At 39.2% G+C, this 19,417-nt stretch carries 16 protein-coding genes and 1 pseudogene; 12 read left to right on the forward strand and 5 right to left on the reverse strand.

Going from position 1 to position 19,417, the window contains the following annotated elements; all coding sequences use genetic code 11:
- Positions 1-26: 26 nt before the first annotated feature.
- Both HXT55_RS02930 and HXT55_RS02935 read left to right on the forward strand, forming a co-directional pair.
- Positions 27-3,326: a glycosyltransferase family 2 protein gene (locus HXT55_RS02930; protein WP_421792444.1), complete on the forward strand. Its 3,300-nt coding sequence runs from the start codon at positions 27-29 to the stop codon at positions 3,324-3,326.
- 49 nt (positions 3,327-3,375) lie between these two features.
- Complete coding sequence (locus tag HXT55_RS02935; protein ID WP_004114828.1) at positions 3,376-4,977, forward strand: DUF5719 family protein; 1,602 nt, start codon at positions 3,376-3,378, stop codon at positions 4,975-4,977.
- 28 nt (positions 4,978-5,005) lie between these two features.
- Here the strand turns inward: HXT55_RS02935 and HXT55_RS02940 are convergent, their stop codons facing one another.
- The gene (locus HXT55_RS02940) at positions 5,006-5,434 is read right to left on the reverse strand and encodes a metallopeptidase family protein (protein ID WP_004138024.1); all 429 of its coding nucleotides are present in this window, start codon (positions 5,432-5,434) and stop codon (positions 5,006-5,008) included.
- Positions 5,435-5,609: 175 nt separating this feature from the next.
- On the opposite strand from HXT55_RS02940, the gene HXT55_RS02945 reads away from it, so the two are divergent.
- Both HXT55_RS02945 and HXT55_RS02950 read left to right on the forward strand, forming a co-directional pair.
- Positions 5,610-6,428 (forward strand): HAD-IIB family hydrolase, encoded by an 819-nt coding sequence (locus tag HXT55_RS02945; RefSeq protein WP_004113169.1) that lies wholly within the window; start codon positions 5,610-5,612, stop codon positions 6,426-6,428.
- A 118-nt stretch (positions 6,429-6,546) separates the two neighbouring features.
- The gene (locus HXT55_RS02950) at positions 6,547-7,332 is read left to right on the forward strand and encodes a ComF family protein (protein ID WP_004138176.1); all 786 of its coding nucleotides are present in this window, start codon (positions 6,547-6,549) and stop codon (positions 7,330-7,332) included.
- Positions 7,333-7,339: 7 nt separating this feature from the next.
- Here HXT55_RS02950 and HXT55_RS02955 read toward each other — a convergent pair whose 3' ends face one another.
- Genes HXT55_RS02955 through glgB form a run of 3 tightly spaced genes read right to left on the reverse strand, consistent with a single transcriptional unit; the run spans position 7,340 to position 11,506 of the window.
- On the reverse strand, positions 7,340-8,473 hold the full coding sequence (locus HXT55_RS02955; protein ID WP_004114833.1) for a sensor histidine kinase: 1,134 nt from the start codon (positions 8,471-8,473) through the stop codon (positions 7,340-7,342).
- The gene (locus HXT55_RS02960) at positions 8,445-9,185 is read right to left on the reverse strand and encodes a response regulator transcription factor (protein WP_004113162.1); all 741 of its coding nucleotides are present in this window, start codon (positions 9,183-9,185) and stop codon (positions 8,445-8,447) included. Before HXT55_RS02960 ends, HXT55_RS02955 begins: the two co-directional genes overlap by 29 nt.
- A 47-nt stretch (positions 9,186-9,232) precedes the next feature.
- Complete coding sequence (glgB, locus tag HXT55_RS02965; RefSeq protein ID WP_004117613.1) at positions 9,233-11,506, reverse strand: 1,4-alpha-glucan branching protein GlgB; 2,274 nt, start codon at positions 11,504-11,506, stop codon at positions 9,233-9,235.
- 146 nt (positions 11,507-11,652) lie between these two features.
- On the opposite strand from glgB, the gene HXT55_RS02970 reads away from it, so the two are divergent.
- Complete coding sequence (locus HXT55_RS02970) at positions 11,653-12,249, forward strand: CarD family transcriptional regulator (protein WP_009994378.1); 597 nt, start codon at positions 11,653-11,655, stop codon at positions 12,247-12,249.
- Between the two features lie 133 nt (positions 12,250-12,382).
- On the opposite strand, the gene HXT55_RS02975 is transcribed toward HXT55_RS02970, so the two are convergent.
- On the reverse strand, positions 12,383-13,456 hold the full coding sequence (locus HXT55_RS02975) for a metal ABC transporter solute-binding protein, Zn/Mn family (protein WP_004114839.1): 1,074 nt from the start codon (positions 13,454-13,456) through the stop codon (positions 12,383-12,385).
- 243 nt (positions 13,457-13,699) lie between these two features.
- Between HXT55_RS02975 and HXT55_RS02980 the strand changes: the two genes are divergently transcribed.
- The 7 genes and pseudogenes from HXT55_RS02980 (at position 13,700) to coaE (ending at position 19,379) form a co-directional block, all read left to right on the forward strand.
- Positions 13,700-14,584 (forward strand): bifunctional methylenetetrahydrofolate dehydrogenase/methenyltetrahydrofolate cyclohydrolase, encoded by an 885-nt coding sequence (locus HXT55_RS02980; RefSeq protein ID WP_421792447.1) that lies wholly within the window; start codon positions 13,700-13,702, stop codon positions 14,582-14,584.
- 163 nt (positions 14,585-14,747) lie between these two features.
- Positions 14,748-16,250, forward strand: a complete 1,503-nt coding sequence (gene rpsA, locus HXT55_RS02985) for a 30S ribosomal protein S1 (RefSeq protein ID WP_004113153.1) — start codon at positions 14,748-14,750, stop codon at positions 16,248-16,250.
- Between the two features lie 220 nt (positions 16,251-16,470).
- Positions 16,471-16,800 (forward strand): TM2 domain-containing protein, encoded by a 330-nt coding sequence (locus HXT55_RS02990; protein WP_020760807.1) that lies wholly within the window; start codon positions 16,471-16,473, stop codon positions 16,798-16,800.
- Positions 16,801-17,084: 284 nt separating this feature from the next.
- Complete coding sequence (locus HXT55_RS02995; RefSeq protein ID WP_101892091.1) at positions 17,085-17,609, forward strand: GNAT family N-acetyltransferase; 525 nt, start codon at positions 17,085-17,087, stop codon at positions 17,607-17,609.
- 55 nt (positions 17,610-17,664) lie between these two features.
- Positions 17,665-17,781, forward strand: a pseudogene (locus HXT55_RS03000) (dephospho-CoA kinase); the annotation flags it as partial.
- A gap of 224 nt (positions 17,782-18,005) precedes the next feature.
- On the forward strand, positions 18,006-18,614 hold the full coding sequence (locus tag HXT55_RS03005; protein WP_421792449.1) for an NINE protein: 609 nt from the start codon (positions 18,006-18,008) through the stop codon (positions 18,612-18,614).
- 69 nt (positions 18,615-18,683) lie between these two features.
- The gene (gene coaE / locus HXT55_RS03010; protein ID WP_048729962.1) at positions 18,684-19,379 is read left to right on the forward strand and encodes a dephospho-CoA kinase; all 696 of its coding nucleotides are present in this window, start codon (positions 18,684-18,686) and stop codon (positions 19,377-19,379) included.
- Positions 19,380-19,417 lie beyond the last annotated feature (38 nt).

Below are 19,417 nucleotides of genomic sequence, written 5' to 3' on the forward strand. Positions count from 1 at the left end.
CATACCCCTTGCGTACACTATTATGTATGGATTCATTAACCGCTGAGACTGATACGTTTGAAAATAATGTTTTACACGTTTTTTCAGCTTTAAATCGCAAGCAACCGCGTGAAGTTGATTCGTCGATTATTTCAATAATGAGTGTTGAGAGAGATACGCGGTTTTATGAAGACACTTTGCAAGCTTTAATCAATCAAACTGTTCTTCCAGGAACTATTGTTGTAGCTGATTGTGCTAATAGAGTAGAAAAAGAATCTGTAACATCTTTTAATGTTCAAATAGAACCAACGACATTATCTGGTCTAATTTCTAGCGCAGATTTTGTTAGTAATTATGGTGGTGATTTTTCTAACAACAATCAGGGTTATATACAGGAATCTTACGCAAAGATAAAGATTATTGTTATACCTATTAAATCTGCAAAATCTTTTGGCGATGCGGTAGAAAAATCTTTGAGAAAACTTTTACCATTGCAAGGCATTAAATCCTTGTGGCTTCTTCACGACGATTCAAAACCTTGCGATAACAAGTGTCTTGAGGCTTTAAGAGAAACATGGAGAAATACGCCAACAGCTTGTATTCTAGGTGCAAAACAAGTGGATTGGCAGGGTAAGATTTTGCACAATGTTGGCATGTATGCATGGAAACATAGAGTGCATTCTCTTACTGTAGAAGGTGAACCAGATCAGGAGCAGTATGATTTTCGTGGAGATGTTTATTCTGTTTCTTTGGCTGGTGCTCTTGTTTCTCTTAGCGCATGGCAAACGATGCGAGGGACTCAACCTTGGTTAACAACGTTTGAAGAGTCTAACGATTTTTGTAGGCGAGTTATTTTAAGCGGTGGGCGAGTAGTTGTTGTGCCAAAAGCTCGCATAGCGCATAGAAGAGCGCGTTTTGATGGAATCCGCACTCGAAGTGGAGAAGAAAGACCTGTTGAAAAATCTAGTATTTGCTACGGTTCTGCGTATTCGATTATGGCAAAACAAAGATATTTGTACACGGATATTCGTGTGATTATGTGGCCAATTGTTTGGTTGTGTAGCCTGCCTATGTCATTAATTCGCGCCTTGCAGTCTTTGTTTGCTAAGCAACCATATGTGGCATTCATGCACCTTATGCTCCCGTGGATAGCATTAGCGCAATTTCCTAAAGCTATTTTTGCTAGAAGAAGAGTATCTAGAGTGGCGAAAGTGTCTTTGAAGAGGCTTTCGTCCCTTATAGCAAGTCGTAGCCAAATTACACGTTGGAAAGACAAGACTGTTGCTTTTAAAACTCAAAAAAAGGGAGTTATTTTAAGTCCGCTTGCAAGGCGACATTTGCATAAGCGAATTTTACTTCGTTGGAGTGCTGCTATTTTTGCTTCTTTGCTTGTGTTTGCGGCTGTTATGCTTCTTTATGGTGCTCCTATTAGTAAGATTTTTTCTGGATCATCGCTTTATTCAAGCCAATTACTTCCTACTGGCTCTAGTTTTAATCAACTTTTTAATTCTGCAATCGGATCTTATATTCCAGATGATGGTTTTGCCTCTGCAATACCTCCATCTCCTCTTCTTATTATTTGGATGCTCGCCTCTATTGTGTTTGGTGGCAATACAATCGCTGCAGTAAGTGTTATTTTCTTCCTTGCAGCTCCAGCAATGTTGTTAAGTTTTTGGGCGCTTGCAGGAGTATTTACTCGTTCCGATATTGTAAGAGTTTGTTCTGGTATTTGTTGGACAATGATTGCAATGGCATTTGGCATATTCGCTAGAGGCGACTTACCAATGCTTCTAACAATGGTGTTTTTGCCAGCAGCATTTGCGTTTGCTTTCCACGCTGTAGGAATGTATGTTACAGAAGATCCAGTGCTTCCTGTTCCATCTATACAATGTGCTGCATGCGCATCGTTATGCTTTATGATTCCTCTTGCAGCTTGCCCTCAGCTTATCCTACCTATGATTGTTATTTTCGTAGCATCATTGATAATGGTTCGTTCACATCGTTTTATGCTAGCGCTTATGCCTATACCTTCTGTGTTGGTTCTTCTTCCAACTCTAGGTAGTGTAGTTCGCTATTTTGAATCTGGAATGTGGCGTCAGCTTTTTGCGACTATGGCTGTTCCATCGCAAAAAATCAATGGTGCTCCTAGAGTTGTCAACTATTTAGATGTTTTACTTAGAGCTTTCAATATTGATTTGAATCATTTTTCTTCTCAATCTTTGCCTATTATGCAGCTTCGCGGAATCATAATGATTGTGTTTGCTGTTCTCGCTTTGTTAATGGCTTTAGCTTCTCTTGCTCTTCCATTTGCTTTAAGAACTTCTAGAATGATGTGGGTTGTGATAGTAAGTGGTATGGCTATTTCATTAGTTGCATCTCGAGTCGTTATCGCAGCGGATTTTGATGGTCCTATATCTTCTAGCGTTCTTCCAGGCGTATGTTTAAGCGCGCTTGGTGTGCTTGCTTGCATGTGCATGGTTGCCGGTAAAGCTGTTCATCGTTTTGAGCCTTTGCGAAGATCTAATATAAATATTGATAATAATCCAGACGATTATACGACGCGCGTTTCTAAGCGTGCTGCTATTAGGCGCTCTGCTAAAGCGATGCTCCGTAAGATTATTCATCTTGCTAGAGGAATTTTAGCTTTTGGTATTTTTGCTGTTGCTATTCTGCTCGGATTATTTGCTATAACAAGTGGTCCTTTAACTTCTGTTTATGCAAGTGATAACGGTTTACCAATGGTTGTTTCTGACTATTTAAGGAAGAATGACTCTAATCGAGTCCTTGCTATTAAAGCAATAAATAGTCGTGAGCTAGATATTTCACTTATGCGAACTGTTCGAGGTGATCTTATTGATCTATCTCCAGCATTACAAGTTCGAGATGTACTTTACGGGTATTCTCCTAGCAGAAACACACTATATTATGCAGCTTCTAAGCTTCTTTCTCATGCAGACGATGAGTCTATAGAAACTCTGAAACAGCTTGGAATAGGTGGAATTTATATTGTTAACGATTCCATAACTAAAACTAACTTATCTGCTAACAATTCCATCTTGTCTTCTGATAGTACTTCTAATAAGGAGGCTACAGAAAACCTGATTGCTAACGTTAATGCTTCCGATGGTACTCAACTTGTTGTTTCATCTGATCACGGAACATACTGCCGTTTTGATGTTGATAACAGTAAAAAATCTGTTTCAAAAACATCGATTTATAGCCATTCTCGTCCACTTTCATGGAGAATGCCTTGGTTTATTGTTTTTGCTTTAGTCCTATTATTGTATTGCGTAGTAGCGTTGCCGCGTTTTAATAATAGCAATTTAATAGAGCGTTTAGATGATTAGTTAGATGATTATGATTTATTAAACGAATAATATGTCAGGGAAGATTTAAATGAAGTCGAATAAGAATTCTAAAAATAGTCATCGCCATGCAGAAGAGTATGCTTCTGTTAATCTTTCTACTCGTTTTAGAAGATTCAAATTATTGTTATTGTCGCTTTTAAGCGCTGCAATACTAGTTTCTACTGCTGTTGTAATATCCTACACATCTCCATTTAAACATATTATGGATGATCCTATTTATCCGAATGGAAGTGTGGAAAAACAAGTAAGTTCTACTAATTTTCAAACGGTTTGTCCGACTAGAGTATCTTTGCCAGATTTAGCAAATTATGGCGATAGTGAGTTTCAAGAATCCGAAGGTGATTTAAAGTCGGTTGCGCGATATGCGTCCTTTGGCAATGTTTATAAGTCCTCTGTACATGGTTTAAAAGATTCTGGAAATTCTAAAGATTTAGTCAATAAATCTTTTACTAATGTTTCTAATTCAGATGATGATAGTAAAGCTTATTTTGCTGAAAATAATGTAGACAAAGATGCTCAAATTTTAGAAAGCAATTTTCTTAATGCACAGTCTGGTACTGGATCAGTTGCTTCTAGTGTATCTTGGGCAACAAATGGGGATTTAAAAGGTTTGTCTGCTACTTCTTGCGTATCTCCATCAATGCGACAAAACTTTATTATTCCGCAAATATCGGAAGGTGTGTCAATAAGATTAAATTCTATTAATCTTTCATCAAAACCAACTGTTGTGAGTGTTAAAGCGTGGTCAACAAGTAGATCAGGTGCTCAAATGAATCTATCTACTGGAAGTACTTTTACTGTTCCAGCGCATAGTGACTCTTCTTTTAACATTTCTGCCGCAGCCGAGAAAACTAATGGGCTGTATATTCAAGTTTCAAGTGACCAAGCACCAGTTTCATCTTTTGTTAAAGTCGTTCGCTCTCAAGGACTTGTTTCTAAGGGAGTGGATATTATTCAGCCAACAAGCTCGGCGTCTAAGGAACCTGTTTTACCCGGCATTACAGATGGAGATCAGGTCAAAGCTTATATTTGGTCTGATAAAAGTGGGAAACTCGATTTATATTGGCTGGATGATTCAGGAAAGAAAAGCATTAAGGAAGTAGATCTTAATGCAAGGCAAGTTCAGGTTGTTGATTTAGGAAATGCTCCTAAGGGAGTTGGCGCTATTTTTGCTCAAAGCACTGTCTCGACTTTTATTATGGCTTCTGTTGAAAGAAACGGTAAAGATGGTCAGAGTGATATTGCTTTTGTTAATGCTGTTAATCCTATGACTAATAGTGCTTTTGTATCTCCGCTTTCTGCAGATGAAACTTCGTTATATATTGCAAATGGTTTAGTGGATAATTCTCACGTAACCATAAATGCTTATGATTCTTATGGAATAAAGGTATCTTCTAAAGCGGTTGATATTAAACCTTATACTGTTTCAACAATATATGCAAAAGATATTAATCCTAAAGCAATTATGTTTACGCTTAAATCAAAGTCTGGCGTATCTTTTGCTTCTAGGATTCAAAATAATACGGTAAATAGCGCGGGACTTGCAGGAGTTGCTTGGATTCCTTCTAAATCACTTGATCCTAACAGAATAAGTGTTAAGGTTAGAGCAAATCCTGCTATTGTGAAGTAGTTTATTTAGTAAACTATTTTAATTATCTTTACAATCCCCAGTCTGGGTCTATTTCTTCTGGTCTTCTGCCATACAATTCTGCTAGTCGTTGGACCATCTCATCTCGAATGGCGTATTGTAATTCTGCGCGACTAGTAACATGTGTGCATAGCGGCAGCCTGTACAATACGATTCTAGGTGGTATTCCTTTGGAAGCTGGAAATACTTGAGACATTATTCTTTTGTTGCTTTCCCAAAGTACTGGTTGAGATGGTGGAACGTCTTCTACAGCAAACTGCACGCCTTTTGTAAGATTAGACCATGCGCCATTAAGTCTTCGTATTTGACCAGCTACCATTGAGTCAAACATTCCGCTTGCTGTTCTGTACCGTGGTAGTCTTGTGCCAAACATTGGCATTCTCATTCCTCTGCCGTGTCGATTTTTATATCTTCGCTGTTCCCATATTAAAGACGTCATGCTTTAACTTTATTTGTATGCTAGGGCAATTTGACAAACTCATAGTGGAATAGATGGTGAAATAGATGGTGAAATAGATGGTGAAATGAGTGGTCTGCAAAACATGCAAGACACGTTGTAGTAAATATGTTAATAATATGGAATACTTGAATTGCAAGGTTTGTACAGGAGGCAAGTGTTGGAGTCTAATATTCATGAGTGGAATGAGCAAGGACTTTGTGAGTATCTTGTATCGTATTCGCTTATTGGTTTTGATTTAGACAATACTCTTGCTTGTTCAAAAAAGCCTATGACAAGTGGAATGCGTACAGTTTTTGGTGATTTGATAAATAGGTTGCCTATTGCTGTTATTACTGGCGGTGACTTGCGACTAGTTAAAAGTCAGATTTTAAATGTTTTACCTGCATATACAAGACTTGATAATCTACACATTATGCCGACTAATGGAGCAAGCTATTATCGCATTTCGGATGGGAGATTGTACTGCATTTACTCGCATAATATTTCTGACGATGATGCAAATCATGTTATTGAAGTAATTATATCTTGTGCTAAAAAAATGGGTTTGTGGAAGTGTGATTCAGATGAGAAACTTTGGGGGAGTCAGATAGAGAATCGTGGTACGCAAATCACTTTTTCAGCTTTAGGTCAACTCGCTCCTGTTGAATTTAAAAAACAGTGGGATCCTAGTGGAATTTTAAAAACTACTTTAGCTCAAGAAATTTCTAAAAATTTGCCTGATTTTTCTGTGCGTGCTGGTGGTTTTACTAGTGTCGATATTGTCAGCAAAGGCGATAATAAGGCTCAAGCTCTTAAGGCTCTTTCTTCCTATTGCCATATTCCTTTAAATAAGATGGCTTTTGTTGGAGATCGAATGTATGAAGGCGGTAATGATTACCCAACATCTTTAACTAGAGCTTTGGCTATTAGAGTAAAAGATCCTAGTGACACATTTAACTTGTGCACTGGAATGTTAAAACATCTTAATTCCTAGTGCGCTGATGTTTAGACAATTTTCTAATTCCATAAATATTTTCAAATTTTAAAATAGCCTTTAACCACATTGACTTAATTTTATTGCAATTACATTTTGTAATATTTATCGTCGATTTATGCTTTTAAAAAATCTAACTCATAAAATAAATGGGCTTATTTTTAACATTTCTTGGACGAGTGTTTTGAAAACCATGGTTAATCTTATTCTTCCAGTTGGCTGTGCAGGATGTGATCTTCCTGATTGCGTTTTGTGCGATGATTGCACGAGTATGTTTAAAGAATGGCATAAGGATCCTTTGATAAGCGTAATGTGCGGAAATATTTATTCGTGCTCAACTTATGTAGGTTTTGTAAGGAAATCTTTGTTGTGTTGGAAGGATCATAGTAATCAACTTCTCGATAAGCCTTTTTCATATTTGGTTTCTCAATTGATAATCAAAGTTATTAGTGATTATAAAAATAGTTATGAAAGTAATTGCAAAAATACCGATGAAAATATTATTGAAAATCTTATTATCGTACCAATTCCATCGTCTTCTAAATCGCAAAGAAAACGCGGAAGAAAACACATGGATCCTATTGCTAAATACGTTTCTAAAAATCTTAAAGAATATGGTATTAATGCACGGGTTGTAAAAGCAATCAAAATGGGCAAAATAAAAGTAAAATCAGTTCAAGTTAAAGGAAGTAGGGGACGATCTTTGCGAACCACAAAAGGGTTTTTAGTAGACACAAGAATAGTGCCAAAAGGATGCAAAGTAATACTTTTAGACGACATTATCACTACAGGATCTACGATGAAAAATTGTGTTGAAGCATTAAAAGATTGTGGTATAACAGTTTTCGCGTGTTTTGCTATAGCAGGAGTATGGTCAAAGGAAAGTGTTTTATACGGATTATAATAACTCGTTATTTGTTATACGTAAGCGGTAGTGTAATCTCAAAATTAGCTCCACGCTTATCATCAACAACTTTTACAGTACCGTTATGCAATTGTGCAGCCCATCTTGCAATAGACAAACCCAATCCTGTGCCACCAGACTCAGTTCCAATACCTTGGCTTCCCTTAACAAATTTTCGGAAAATATCAGCCCTATCCTCCTTAGGAATCTGGTTTCCAAAATTAATAACGTTACAAACTAGAGTATTCTTCTCATGATTTGATTTTGCTGTTATAAGAATTTTAGTATTGTCTGCAGAATGTTTAATAGAATTAGAAACCACATTAGTAAACAATTGCGATAGGCGATTTTTGTCCCCAACAAGCGTAATATCATTTTCGACATTAAGACTTATATGATGATTATGCCCAGCATCCGCTATTTCTATAGGTTCGACAATACTGTTAAGAAAATCTTTAAAATCGAACTCTGTAATAACAAGACTTTCTGCACCAGCTTCTACTCTAGATAAATCGAGTAGAAAAGTGATTAAATCAGCCAACTTGTGAATCTGATTTAGAATAGCCTCCATATTCGACGGTGTTGGCTCTACAACTCCATCAGCAAGATTTTCTACCATAGCTTGTAATGCACTAACAGGTGTTCTAAGCTCGTGGCTTACATTAGCTATAAGATCACGCCTCATGTTATCAGCATGCTCTAGTTCTTCAGCCATTTCGTTAAAAGCTAGAGTTAATTTTCCAACCTCGTCTTTTCTATTCTCAATCTGAACTCGCACGGAATAATCACCATCTGCCATTGCTTCGGAAGCATCTCGCATTTGTCTAAGCGGAGCAGTTAATCCTCTGGAAAATGCGTAAGTTATGCCTAGCGCTACAGCTAGCGTTATAGGCATTGCAATCCATCCGCTTAACCCAACTTTTAAAAGAAACCAAGCCATTACAAATGCTATAGCTGTTGCAACAACAATAATCGCAGATAATTCACCTTTTAAAGACGCAAAAAACCCTATAAAACGATTAGGATGCAAAGCAGATCGCAAAGTGACCTCAGAAAAAGAATCGACTTTACCTACTTTATCAACAGAATTGTTATTGTTATTTTTATTATTTCTAGTTAAATATTTGGTCATAATCTTCATCAGGTGGCTCAAAAGCATAACCTATTCCATGTATTGTGCGAATCCAAGAAGAACCAATTTTATGTCTTAAAGATTTAACATGTGAATCAACAGTTCTAGTTCCAGAAGCATCTGGCCAATCCCAGACTTCTTCTAAAAGTGTTTCTCGTTTTAAAACATCATGAGGATGCTTTGCAAAAGTAGTCAATAAAGAAAATTCAGTAGGAGTAAAATGAATTTCTTTACCGTTAAGAGTAACAAGCCTCTGTCTAGGGTCAATAATCAAATCTCCAAACTTAAATAGAGCGTTATATTGCGCTCTATTTGCGATTAAAGTAGCTCTTTCAACTCTCCTCAAAATAGCAGCACATCTTGCGATAAGTTCTCTAGGAGAAAACGGTTTAGTAACATAATCGTCTGCTCCAGCGCTTAATCCAGCCAGTTTATCCGACTCAGCATCTCTAGCTGTAAGCATCAGCACAGGAATAGGGTATCTAGATACTATTCTGCGAGTCGCCTCAATGCCGTCCATAACAGGAAGCATGACGTCCATAATTATAAGATCAGGCTTTAAGGTTAAAGCAGCTTTAACAGCAGACACTCCATCAGAAACAACTCTAGCCTTCCAACCTCTGGCAACAATACGTTGCGCAATAGCTGTGGCTAAATCTGGCTCATCCTCTACAACAAGAATTGTTCGAGGAACACCTTTTTCTGATGGAGTGTCCAACATTTTAACCTAATTCAGATTCCTAACTTAAGTTATTAATTATCAACTAACTACTTGCTGACTGGCTTAAGGAATACAGCTCCAAGCGCTGGAACAGTAATCCTTGCAGAATATGGTCTTGAATGATACTCTTCAGCAGCGGCTGTGAATGTGCCATTGTGAATATCAGAACCACAATACTTAGCGTCGTCTGTTGTAAGAACTTCTTCCCATTGACCACCCTTAGGCAATGCCACTTGGTAATCTTGCCAAGCCTGACCAGAGAAGTTAACAACCACAACAATTTCTTCACCGTTATCACCAATACGAATGTAGCTTAAAGTATTGTGATCAGAATCGTCGCTAGTAAGCCACTGGAATCCGTCTGGCGTAAAGTCTTGGCTCCAGAATGCTCTAGAACTCTTATACAAAGCGTTAAGATCTGCTACCAACTTTTGTACACCTTGATGGAACGGCCATTGAAGCTCATGCCAATTAAGCGAATTGTTGAAGTTCCATTCGCAAGACTGGCCGATTTCTCCACCCATAAACAGAAGGTTCTTTCCTGGGTGAGACCACTGATATGCCAAAAGCGCACGAAGGCCAGCAAATTGCTGCCACTCGTCTCCAGGCATCTTTCCAAGAAGAGATCCCTTGCCATAGACAACTTCATCGTGGCTCAAAGGCAACACATAATGTTCGGAATATGCGTAAACCATAGAGAATGTGATTTCGTTGTGATGCCAACGGCGATTAATTGGCTCTTCCTTAAGGTATTGCAAAGTGTCGTGCATCCAGCCCATATTCCACTTTAAGCCAAAGCCTAAGCCGCCCATGTCTGTAGGAGCAGTAACGCCTTGATATGCAGTGGACTCTTCTGCAATCATCATAATTCCAGGATTATTCTTGTATGCAGTAGCGTTTGCTTCCTTAATAAAGTCAATAGCCTCAAGGTTTTCGCGTCCGCCATACATGTTTGGACGCCATTGACCAGCTTCACGGCTGTAATCCAAGTAGAGCATAGAAGACACAGCGTCTACACGCAAAGCATCAACGTGATATTCGCTAAGCCAGAAGCAGGCGTTAGCAACCAAGAAGTTACGAACCTCGTGTCTGCCAAAGTTAAATATGTACGTTCCCCAATCTGGGTGCTCGCCGCGGAGTGGATCTGGGTCTTCATAAAGCGCAGTGCCGTCGAATCTACCCAAAGCAAAGTCATCCTTAGGGAAGTGTGCTGGAACCCAATCCATAATCACACCAATTCCAGCCTTGTGGAGCTTGTTTACTAAGTACTTAAAGTCGTCTGGGCTTCCAAGCCTAGAGTCAACAGCGTAATAACCAGTCACCTGATAACCCCAAGAACCTGAGAACGGGTATTGGGTAAGAGGCATAAACTCAACGTGAGTAAAGCCTTCTTGCTGAACGTAATCAACCAGGTGATCTGCAAGTTCGCGATAATTATCGTAATCGCGATTCCAGCTATTTGCCTGAACTTCGTAGATGCTTACAGGACCATCGTGAGCATTAGTCTTTGCGCGATGTTCAAGCCATTCGCTATCGTGCCATTTAAATTCGGAATCAACAACAACAGATCCAGTATTAGGTGGAAGCTCATGAGAGCGCTCCATAGGATCTGCCTTCATAATCCAGTTTCCAGCTTGAGTCATAATCTCAAACTTATAAACTTCGCCTGCACCTACTCCTGGAATGAAAAGCTCCCAAATACCGCTAGATCCAAGAGAACGCATTGCGTGGCGGCGACCATTCCAATAGTTAAAGTTGCCAACAACTCTTACAGCGCGTGCGTTTGGCGCCCACACCGTAAAAGCAGTTCCAGTAACTTTTTTAACCATCTTGCCTGTTTCTGGGCTAACAAGACCCCAAGAATCGGTAATGCTTTTAACATGAGCACCCAGTGCTTCCCAAAGTCTTTCGTGTCTGCCTTCGCCAAACAGATACATGTCCATATCGCCAATCTGAGGCAAGTAACGGTACGGATCATCATCTACAGACTCGGTTCCATCCACTTCCACAGTGCGGATACGATAGCTAGGAACAGACCACTCTTTGCTCTTAGAATGCTTTGTGGCAGGAACAACAGCAGTAAAAATACCGTTGTATTCGTGTTTGGCTTCGTATTCTCCGCCCTTAGTAAGAATTGTTACCTTCTTGGCCATTGGTCGCAATACGCGAACCGTGGCAGTACCAGCGCCTTTGCCAGTTCCGAGATGTCCACCAAGGACCTCGTGTGGATTGTAGTATTCTGCGTTGCTGACCGCAGCAAGCACGTCCTGACGGACAGCCATTGCGATTGCATCTTCATTGATGTTAGATACTGTACTCATGTTGTCTATCATACAACATTATTTGCGTATGTCTTGTGTGTTTTGAGCAAAGTTTGACTAATCAGTCAAAAAAATATCTTTTCGAGCCTCAAGTCTTTGCCTTATGGAAAACTGAAATGAGTTTTTCTGTGCATACGGAGGGTTCTGTGGGTTATCAAGTCGGCGATATGGTCGTCTATCCTCGTCATGGTGCGGCTCGAGTCGAGGAAATTAGTGAACGCACTGTCAAAGGTATTACTAGGCAATACTTACGCTTAGTTGTATTGTCTTCAGATGGTTTAGAGATTAATGTCCCAGTAGACAATGTCAAAAAAGTTGGCGTTCGAGATATTGTAGGCGCAAAAGAAGTTGCTAAAGTTTTTGAAATTTTACGCACTCCTATTCTCGAAAAAGAAATGAATTGGTCTCGTAGATACAAGCTTAATGTTGAGAAAATCGCTACTGGCGATGTTAACAAGATTGCAGAAGTTGTTCGAGATTTATCACAGCGAGATGTAGACGAACATGGTTTGTCTGCAGGAGAAAAGCGTATGCTTGCTCGCGCTCGCAGTATTCTTATTTCGGAAATTGCATTATCTGAAAAGATTGACGAAGAGCAGGCAGAACGCTTGTTAAATGTGAATCTTGGATATGCTGATCCTCTGCCTGGAGATGAGCAACACCATACTCAAGCTCCAGAAGAAGCTGCTGCAGATACTCTTAGATTGCTTGCCGAGAGGTCTAAAAAATCTAAAAAGAAGTAGGACATAAAACTAAAAAGAAATAGGACATAAAAATTCACCTCCTAAGTTATAAAAATTTAGGAGGTGAATTTTATTCTTTATTTATATTTTTTTATATCTTCCTATATCTTCTACTTATTTTTATTTTTCAGATTTACTTTCCAGGATCCTGCTGACCTTTGTTAGACCTACTTGGATCTGGCTTAGAAACTGTAGGCTTTTCTGTAATAGGCTTATTTTGCTGAGAGGCTTCGTGCTTTCCCAACTCTTTTCTCATGTTAATCGTAGCTTTACCGGCATTGTCAATGTCTTCGCAAATTTTCATAACCCATTTTCTTAAATCGGTTGCATACGTTGGCATGAGCTCGTTAACCCACATTACAGACGTGTAGCTTCTTCCAGCTGTTCCAGTCAAAATGCTTATGTCAGTATTATTGCGTTGACTGTTGTTGATTATTACGTCAAATTTTCTTTCTTCTATTAATTTCTGGAATTTGTCCACATTAGTCTTATCAATAGCATCGTCTTGAGCAGCCTGAGTAGCATATTCTTTAGGAGTAGAATCCTCTATATTCATATCTGACATAAGCCAGAAAAGAATAGGATTAGTCGACGCATACTTTAAGTTTTTGTGATCTTTACCAAACTTTTCAATATACTCGTCAAGATTCTTTTCTTGAGATTTAACAGTATTAAGTCTTTTAGTAAAAATCTTCTTCTTTGACGGAAGAATCTTAGAGAAAACGTCGCAAATATTAGACGCCATAGCACTTCTCGCATCTTTGGACAACCATAAGTAAGGATTATCACCATTTAAAGCGCCAACTGTAGAAGCAGCATTTACTGTTTCGCTCTTTTTAGATAAGTATTTTGCAATCCAACTGTCATATCCAGCCCCGTTAGAAATCACAACTTGTGCATCATAAAGTTTTTGCAAATCCTTACTGGATGGTTTAAATGAGGAGGAATCAACATCTGGCTTGTTTATTATTGACTTAACAACAACATCGTTGCCTCCGATCTCTCTGGCTAAGCTTGCCCAAGATTCAAGTGTGGAAACAACTTTAATTTGTTTAATTTCTTTTTTTGTATGTGTTGTTTTTTCAGAAGATTGTGAATTTGCACCGCACCCAGCCATGCCAATCAACATTGATGGCACAATTGCGCAAGCTAAAATCGCTTTGCATATTTTCTTTGCGCGACTTAAATGAAAAGTATTTTCACACATCTTTGCGCCCCTTCCGTAAACAGCGTGCACGTACAAAAGTGTGGTACTGCTGTGGTACAGCTAATAAGTTGTATTACTAATAATAAATACCATTCTATTATTAATATCCTGTTATTAGTAGTTGTGTCGCGCACCTCTATACCTCACGATAGCCTATCCATACGAATATACTACGTGTACGAATTGTATTAGATGATTTGTAAGTTGAACATAAGAATTAACATGCGAGCTGGGAAGTGAATCATGGTTGTTGTATTAGATGGGAAAGCGCTAGCTGCAAGTATTAAAAGCGACTTAAAAAATAGAGTAGAAAAGCTTAAAGAAAAGGACATTAATCCAGGGCTTGGAACGCTTTTAGTTGGAAGCGACCCTGGTTCGTTGAAGTATGTTGCTGGAAAACACAAGGATTGCGAAGAAGTGGGGATTCGCTCAATCCGATGCGATTTGCCAGAAGACGCTAGCGAATACGAAATTCTTACTGCTGTCGAAAAATTAAATAATGACCCTTCCTGCACAGGTTTTATAGTGCAATTACCTTTGCCAAAAGGCGTGGATTCTAAGAAGATTATTGAGGCAATAGACCCTGCAAAAGATTGCGACGGAATGCATCCGTACAATTTAGGCGAGCTGGTTATGCATATTTCGGGAGATATTGTTACACCTCTTCCATGCACGCCGCGAGGAATTTTGGCACTGCTAGATGCTTATAACATTGATCTTGAAGGCAAAAATGTGTGCGTACTTGGACGAGGAATTACTGTTGGACGAACAATCGGGCTGCTTCTTACGCGCAGGGGAGTAGATGCAACTGTAACATTATGCCACACGCGCACGCGCGATTTGCATGATATTATGATGCGATCTGACGTTATTATTGCAGCAATGGGCAGCGCTGGATTTGTAAAGCCTTGCGATGTTAAGCCTGGATGTGTGTTGGTTGATGTTGGTGTATCGCGCGTTTTTGATGAAGAAGTGGGCAGATATCGCGTAAAAGGCGATGTTGATGTTGCTTGTAGAGAAGTCGCGGGAGCGTATTCGCCAAATCCTGGTGGAGTGGGTCCAATGACTCGCGCAATGTTATTGGCTAATGTTGTTGACATGGCTGAGCGAGCAGCAAGCGGCAAGTAAGTGTTAAGTAGCAAATATCAAGTAGCGCGACACGCCCGAAGTAAAACGGCGATTTTGGCTATGCCTATATATAACATTGACAGAGCGCGTGCATAGTGCGCGTGCAAAAGTCATAATTTAATATCGAGTAATATCCACCCCAAGAAGAAACCACTAATAAGTAATGGCAGAGAATAATAACGAAGTCGCCAAGGTTGCGATTAATGATATTGGCACCGAAGAAGACTTCATCAAGGCAGTCGATTCAACCATCAAGAATTTTGACGATGGTGATTTAGTTGAAGGTACAGTCGTAAAGATTGATCACGACGAAGTATTGTTGGACATCGGCTACAAAACTGAAGGTGTAATCCCTTCCCGTGAACTTTCCATCAAGAAAGACGTTGATCCAGATGATGTTGTTGAAGTTGGCGACACCATCGAAGCCCTTGTTGTAACTAAGGAAGACAAGGAAGGACGTCTTATTCTCTCCAAGAAGCGTGCACAGTATGAGCGTGCTTGGGGTGATATTGAGAAGATCAAGGATGCAGACGGTATTGTTGAAGGTACCGTTATTGAGGCTGTTAAGGGCGGCTTGATTGTAGACATCGGTTTGCGCGGCTTCTTGCCAGCTTCCCTCGTTGAAATGCGTCGCGTTCGCGATCTTTCCCCATACATTGGTCAGAAGATTAAGGCTAAGATTCTTGAGCTTGATAAGAATCGCAACAATGTTGTACTTTCTCGTCGTCAATTCCTCGAGGAAACCCAGTCCGAAGTTCGCGAGACCTTCCTTTCGCAGCTTAAGAAGGGTCAGATTCGTGAAGGCGTTGTGTCTTCCATCGTGAACTTCGGCGCATTCGTTGATCTCGGCGGTGTTGACGGTCTCATTCACGTTTCCGAGCTTTCTTGGAAGCATATCGATCACCCATCCGAGGTTGTTAAGGTTGGCGATAAGGTCACTGTTGAGGTTCTCGACGTTGATCTCGATCGCGAACGCATCTCCCTCTCCCTTAAGGCAACTCAGGAAGATCCATGGCAGCGCTTCGCTCGTACCCATGTTCCTGGACAGGTTGTTAAGGGTAAGGTCACCAAGATTGTTCAGTTCGGTGTGTTCATCTCCGTTGAAGACGGCATCGAAGGCTTGGTTCACATTTCCGAGCTTGCTAACCGTCATGTAGAGAACCCAGAAACTGTTGTTAAGGGTGGCGAAGAAGTATTCGTTAAGGTTATTGACGTAGACCTCGATCGTCGTCGTATTTCGCTCTCCTTGAAGCAGGCTAACGAGGCTGTTGATCCAAATTCTGAAGATTTCGATCCAGCTCTCTACGGCATGCCAGCTGAGTATGACGAAGAAGGAAACTACAAGTACCCAGAAGGCTTCGATCCAAACACTAACGAGTGGATTGCTGGTTACGAGCAGCAGCGCGAAGAGTGGGAAGCACAGTATGCAGCAGCTCACGAATTGTGGGAGCAGCACAAGGTGTTTGCCGCTAAGGAACTCGCAGCTGCAGCAGAATCCGCAGCCGCTGATGGTCAGAACGAAGAAGCTGAAAAGAAGCCAGCTAAGGAAGAAAAGAAGGAAGAAGTTGCTTCCAACTATTCTTCTGAAGCAGCTAGCGAAGGTGCTTTAGCTGATTCCGATCAGCTCGCAGCTTTGCGCGAACAGCTTTTGAGCGAAAAGAAGTAGTTTCTACTTTCTACCAGAAGTTTATTAACAATTGCCCTGATGAGTTACCATCGGGGCAATTTTGTTTATGTTTGACTACTGTTTTGAGTATGTTTTACGAGTATTTTTGTGACTCAAGTTTTGTAATTAAATATAGGTACAATTAATTTTCTTTTAAGAATAATGATTATATGATGCTTTTAAACATTAATCATAATTCTTAAAAGGATTGGTGAAGATTATGAGCACGTTTGACAACAATCAGAAAAATGCTCAGTTCCCTTCGTACGATGGGAATAATGAGGAAAACGCTAAAGCAACTTTAGTAAGCTCGCGCAATAAAATTGTTGCAGGTTTGCTAGCGATTTTCTTAGGATTTTTAGGTATTCACAATTTTTATCTTGGTTTTAAAGGAAAGGCGATTGCACAGCTGCTTATTTCTGTTCTTTCCTTTGGTTTCCTGTTGATTATTACGGGAATATGGGCATTGGTTGAGGGTATTTTGATTCTTTGCTCAAAGCCTGGAACTAAGTGGCACAAAGATGCTAATGGTGCCGAGTTAAAAGACTAAAATAAATATTTAGTATTAAGATTTATAAGTAATTTTACAAATAAAAGATGCGTTTTAGAATTCAATTTCCAAAACGCATCTTTTATTTTTATGCCTAAAACATTAGAACAAATGAATAATATAGTAAATACACTTATTCTTTAATATTGCATATTTTTTAATTTCATTAATGCTGCAGAGATAATTAGTACTTATATAACGATGGTTATGTAAAATCAAATATGCATATGTCGATTAAATATGTTGTGTTGTAATACGGATAGTAGCTTGTATAAAGGATTTTTATGAAGAATATTGAAATTAAAAAATTAGATTATTTAGAAGCCAAAGATAATATGAATATAATTTTAGATTTATATCTAAAAGCATTCCCTAAAGAACTGGATCGTATAGATAATGTTCGTGAGCGCATATTAGATAGTTTGAAAGATAACAATAGTGCGCTTTTACTTGTTGCTACAATGAATAATCGTATTATCGGTGTTTTATATGGCATAGAATTATTACAAGATAATTGGTATGCGAATAAAATTAAGCCATTTTTATCAGAAAATTATGATTGGTACAATCAAAGCTTAGAGCTAAATGAGTTGTTTGTAGATCCTGAGTTTCAGCATATAGGCGTTGGCAGTGCGCTTATGAAGAAAGTCGAAAATCTTAAATTATATAAAACAATAATTTTATCTACAGAAAAAGATAATAATGCTGTTGCTTTAGATTTTTATAATAAGCTTGGATACAGTTTATTAACCGATAATTGGAAATCTTATTACGGGCCTATTTACTGCGTACTATATAAGAAGTTTTAGTTGGGTCAATTAAAACTTACGTTATTGTGAGAAGTGTATCGTTTATAATCAAAATATGACAATGATGCGGATTGCGGTAAAGGGCGGAATTGCAGCTGGAAAATCTACAGTAGCAAATCATTTGCGTTCGCTTGGCGCGTTTGCTATAGATTACGATGTTTTAGCGCGTGAATGAGGCTTCTACCGAAGGTGCTTTAGCTGATTCCGATCAGCTCGCAGCTTTGCGCGAACAGCTTTTGAGCGAAAAGAAGTAGTTTTCTACTAAAATCTTATAAATAAGATGCCCTCGGTGAGTAATCATCGGGGCATCTTTTAATATCTTTAGTAATAACGCTTTGATTTATTAATTTTTTATTATACAGTTTTTAAGAAAATAAATTTCTTACGAGAGAAAGTGTGATTATTGTGAGTGATTTAGATAAGCAAACTGGAGATTACTCCGGCTCTGACGGACAGACTCAGTACGGACAGCCACAGTACAATGATCAGTCCCAGCAGTATAACCAGGCTCAGCCACAATATAACAACCAATCCCAGTATGGTGCTCAAACTCAGTACAATGCTCAGCCGCAATACAATGCTCAGCCTCAGTACAATGCTCAGCCACAGTATGGTCAGACTCAGTATAATCAGAATTCATATGCTCAGCCTCAGTACAATGCTCAGCCGCAATATGGTCAGTACTCTCAGTCTACTCCTCAGTACAATCAAGCATCTTCATACTCTAACTATGGGTCTAATTATTCATCAAACACATACAGAAGCTCTCGTAACAAGATTGCTGCAGGCCTGTTAGCGATTTTCTTGGGCGCTTTGGGTGTGCACAATTTCTATCTTGGTTTTAAAGGCAAGGCTATTGCCCAGCTTCTTATTTCTATTCTTTCTTTCGGCTTGCTGGCTTTTGTTTCTGGAATTTGGGCATTTATTGAAGGAATTTGCATTCTTTGCTCTCAGCCTGGTTCTAAGTGGCATAAGGATGCCGATGGTGCTGAACTTCAAGACTAATTTTACAATTACTATTTAGCATATAATGCCCCGGTAATTAGTTACTGGGGCATTAATTATAATCAAAATATGACAATGATGCGGATTGCTGTAACGGGCGGAATCGCTGCTGGAAAATCTACAGTAGTAAACCATTTGCGTTCGCTTGGCGCGTTTGTTATAGATTACGATGTTTTAGCGCGTAAAGTAGTGGAACCGGGAAGCGCAGTCTTGCAGAAAATCGTAAGCATTTTTGGGGAAAATGCTGTTTTGAATGATGGCTCTTTAAATCGCGAGTTTATTGCAAAGCATGTTTTTGGGAACTCCGACGAGAGTTGTGAAAATCGTAAGAAGCTTGAGTCGCTTATTCATCCTGCTATTTATGATTGCGCAAAGACTTTAGAAAGCGATTATAGAAGCGAGTATAGAAACGAGTATAGAAACGAGTGTGATAGGAAAATTACTAACGAAGATTGCTGTGAACGCGCATCTTTAAGATCTGTTATTGTGCACGATATTCCGCTGCTTGCGCAAGTAATTGACAGCATTCCATTTAGTTTTGACTATATTATTACGGTTGAAGCGCCTAAAGATGTTCGCATTGCGCGAATGATAAGCGAGCGCAAAATGAGTAAGAATCAGGCGGAGCAGCGCATAAATAATCAAGTTGAAGAGATTGAGCGCAAAAAAATCGCGGATTTTGTGGTTGATTCTACAAAGCCTATGGAAGTTATGCTTAAAAGCGTTGATTCAAAAATTAAAACGTGGATGGGTAAGGAGTATTAGAGACCCATGGATAAGTCGCAAGCAACCGCGCGATTGTT

This window comes from Gardnerella sp. KA00718 (assembly GCF_049244285.1).
Classification (GTDB): Bacteria; Actinomycetota; Actinomycetes; order Actinomycetales; family Bifidobacteriaceae; genus Bifidobacterium; species Bifidobacterium vaginale.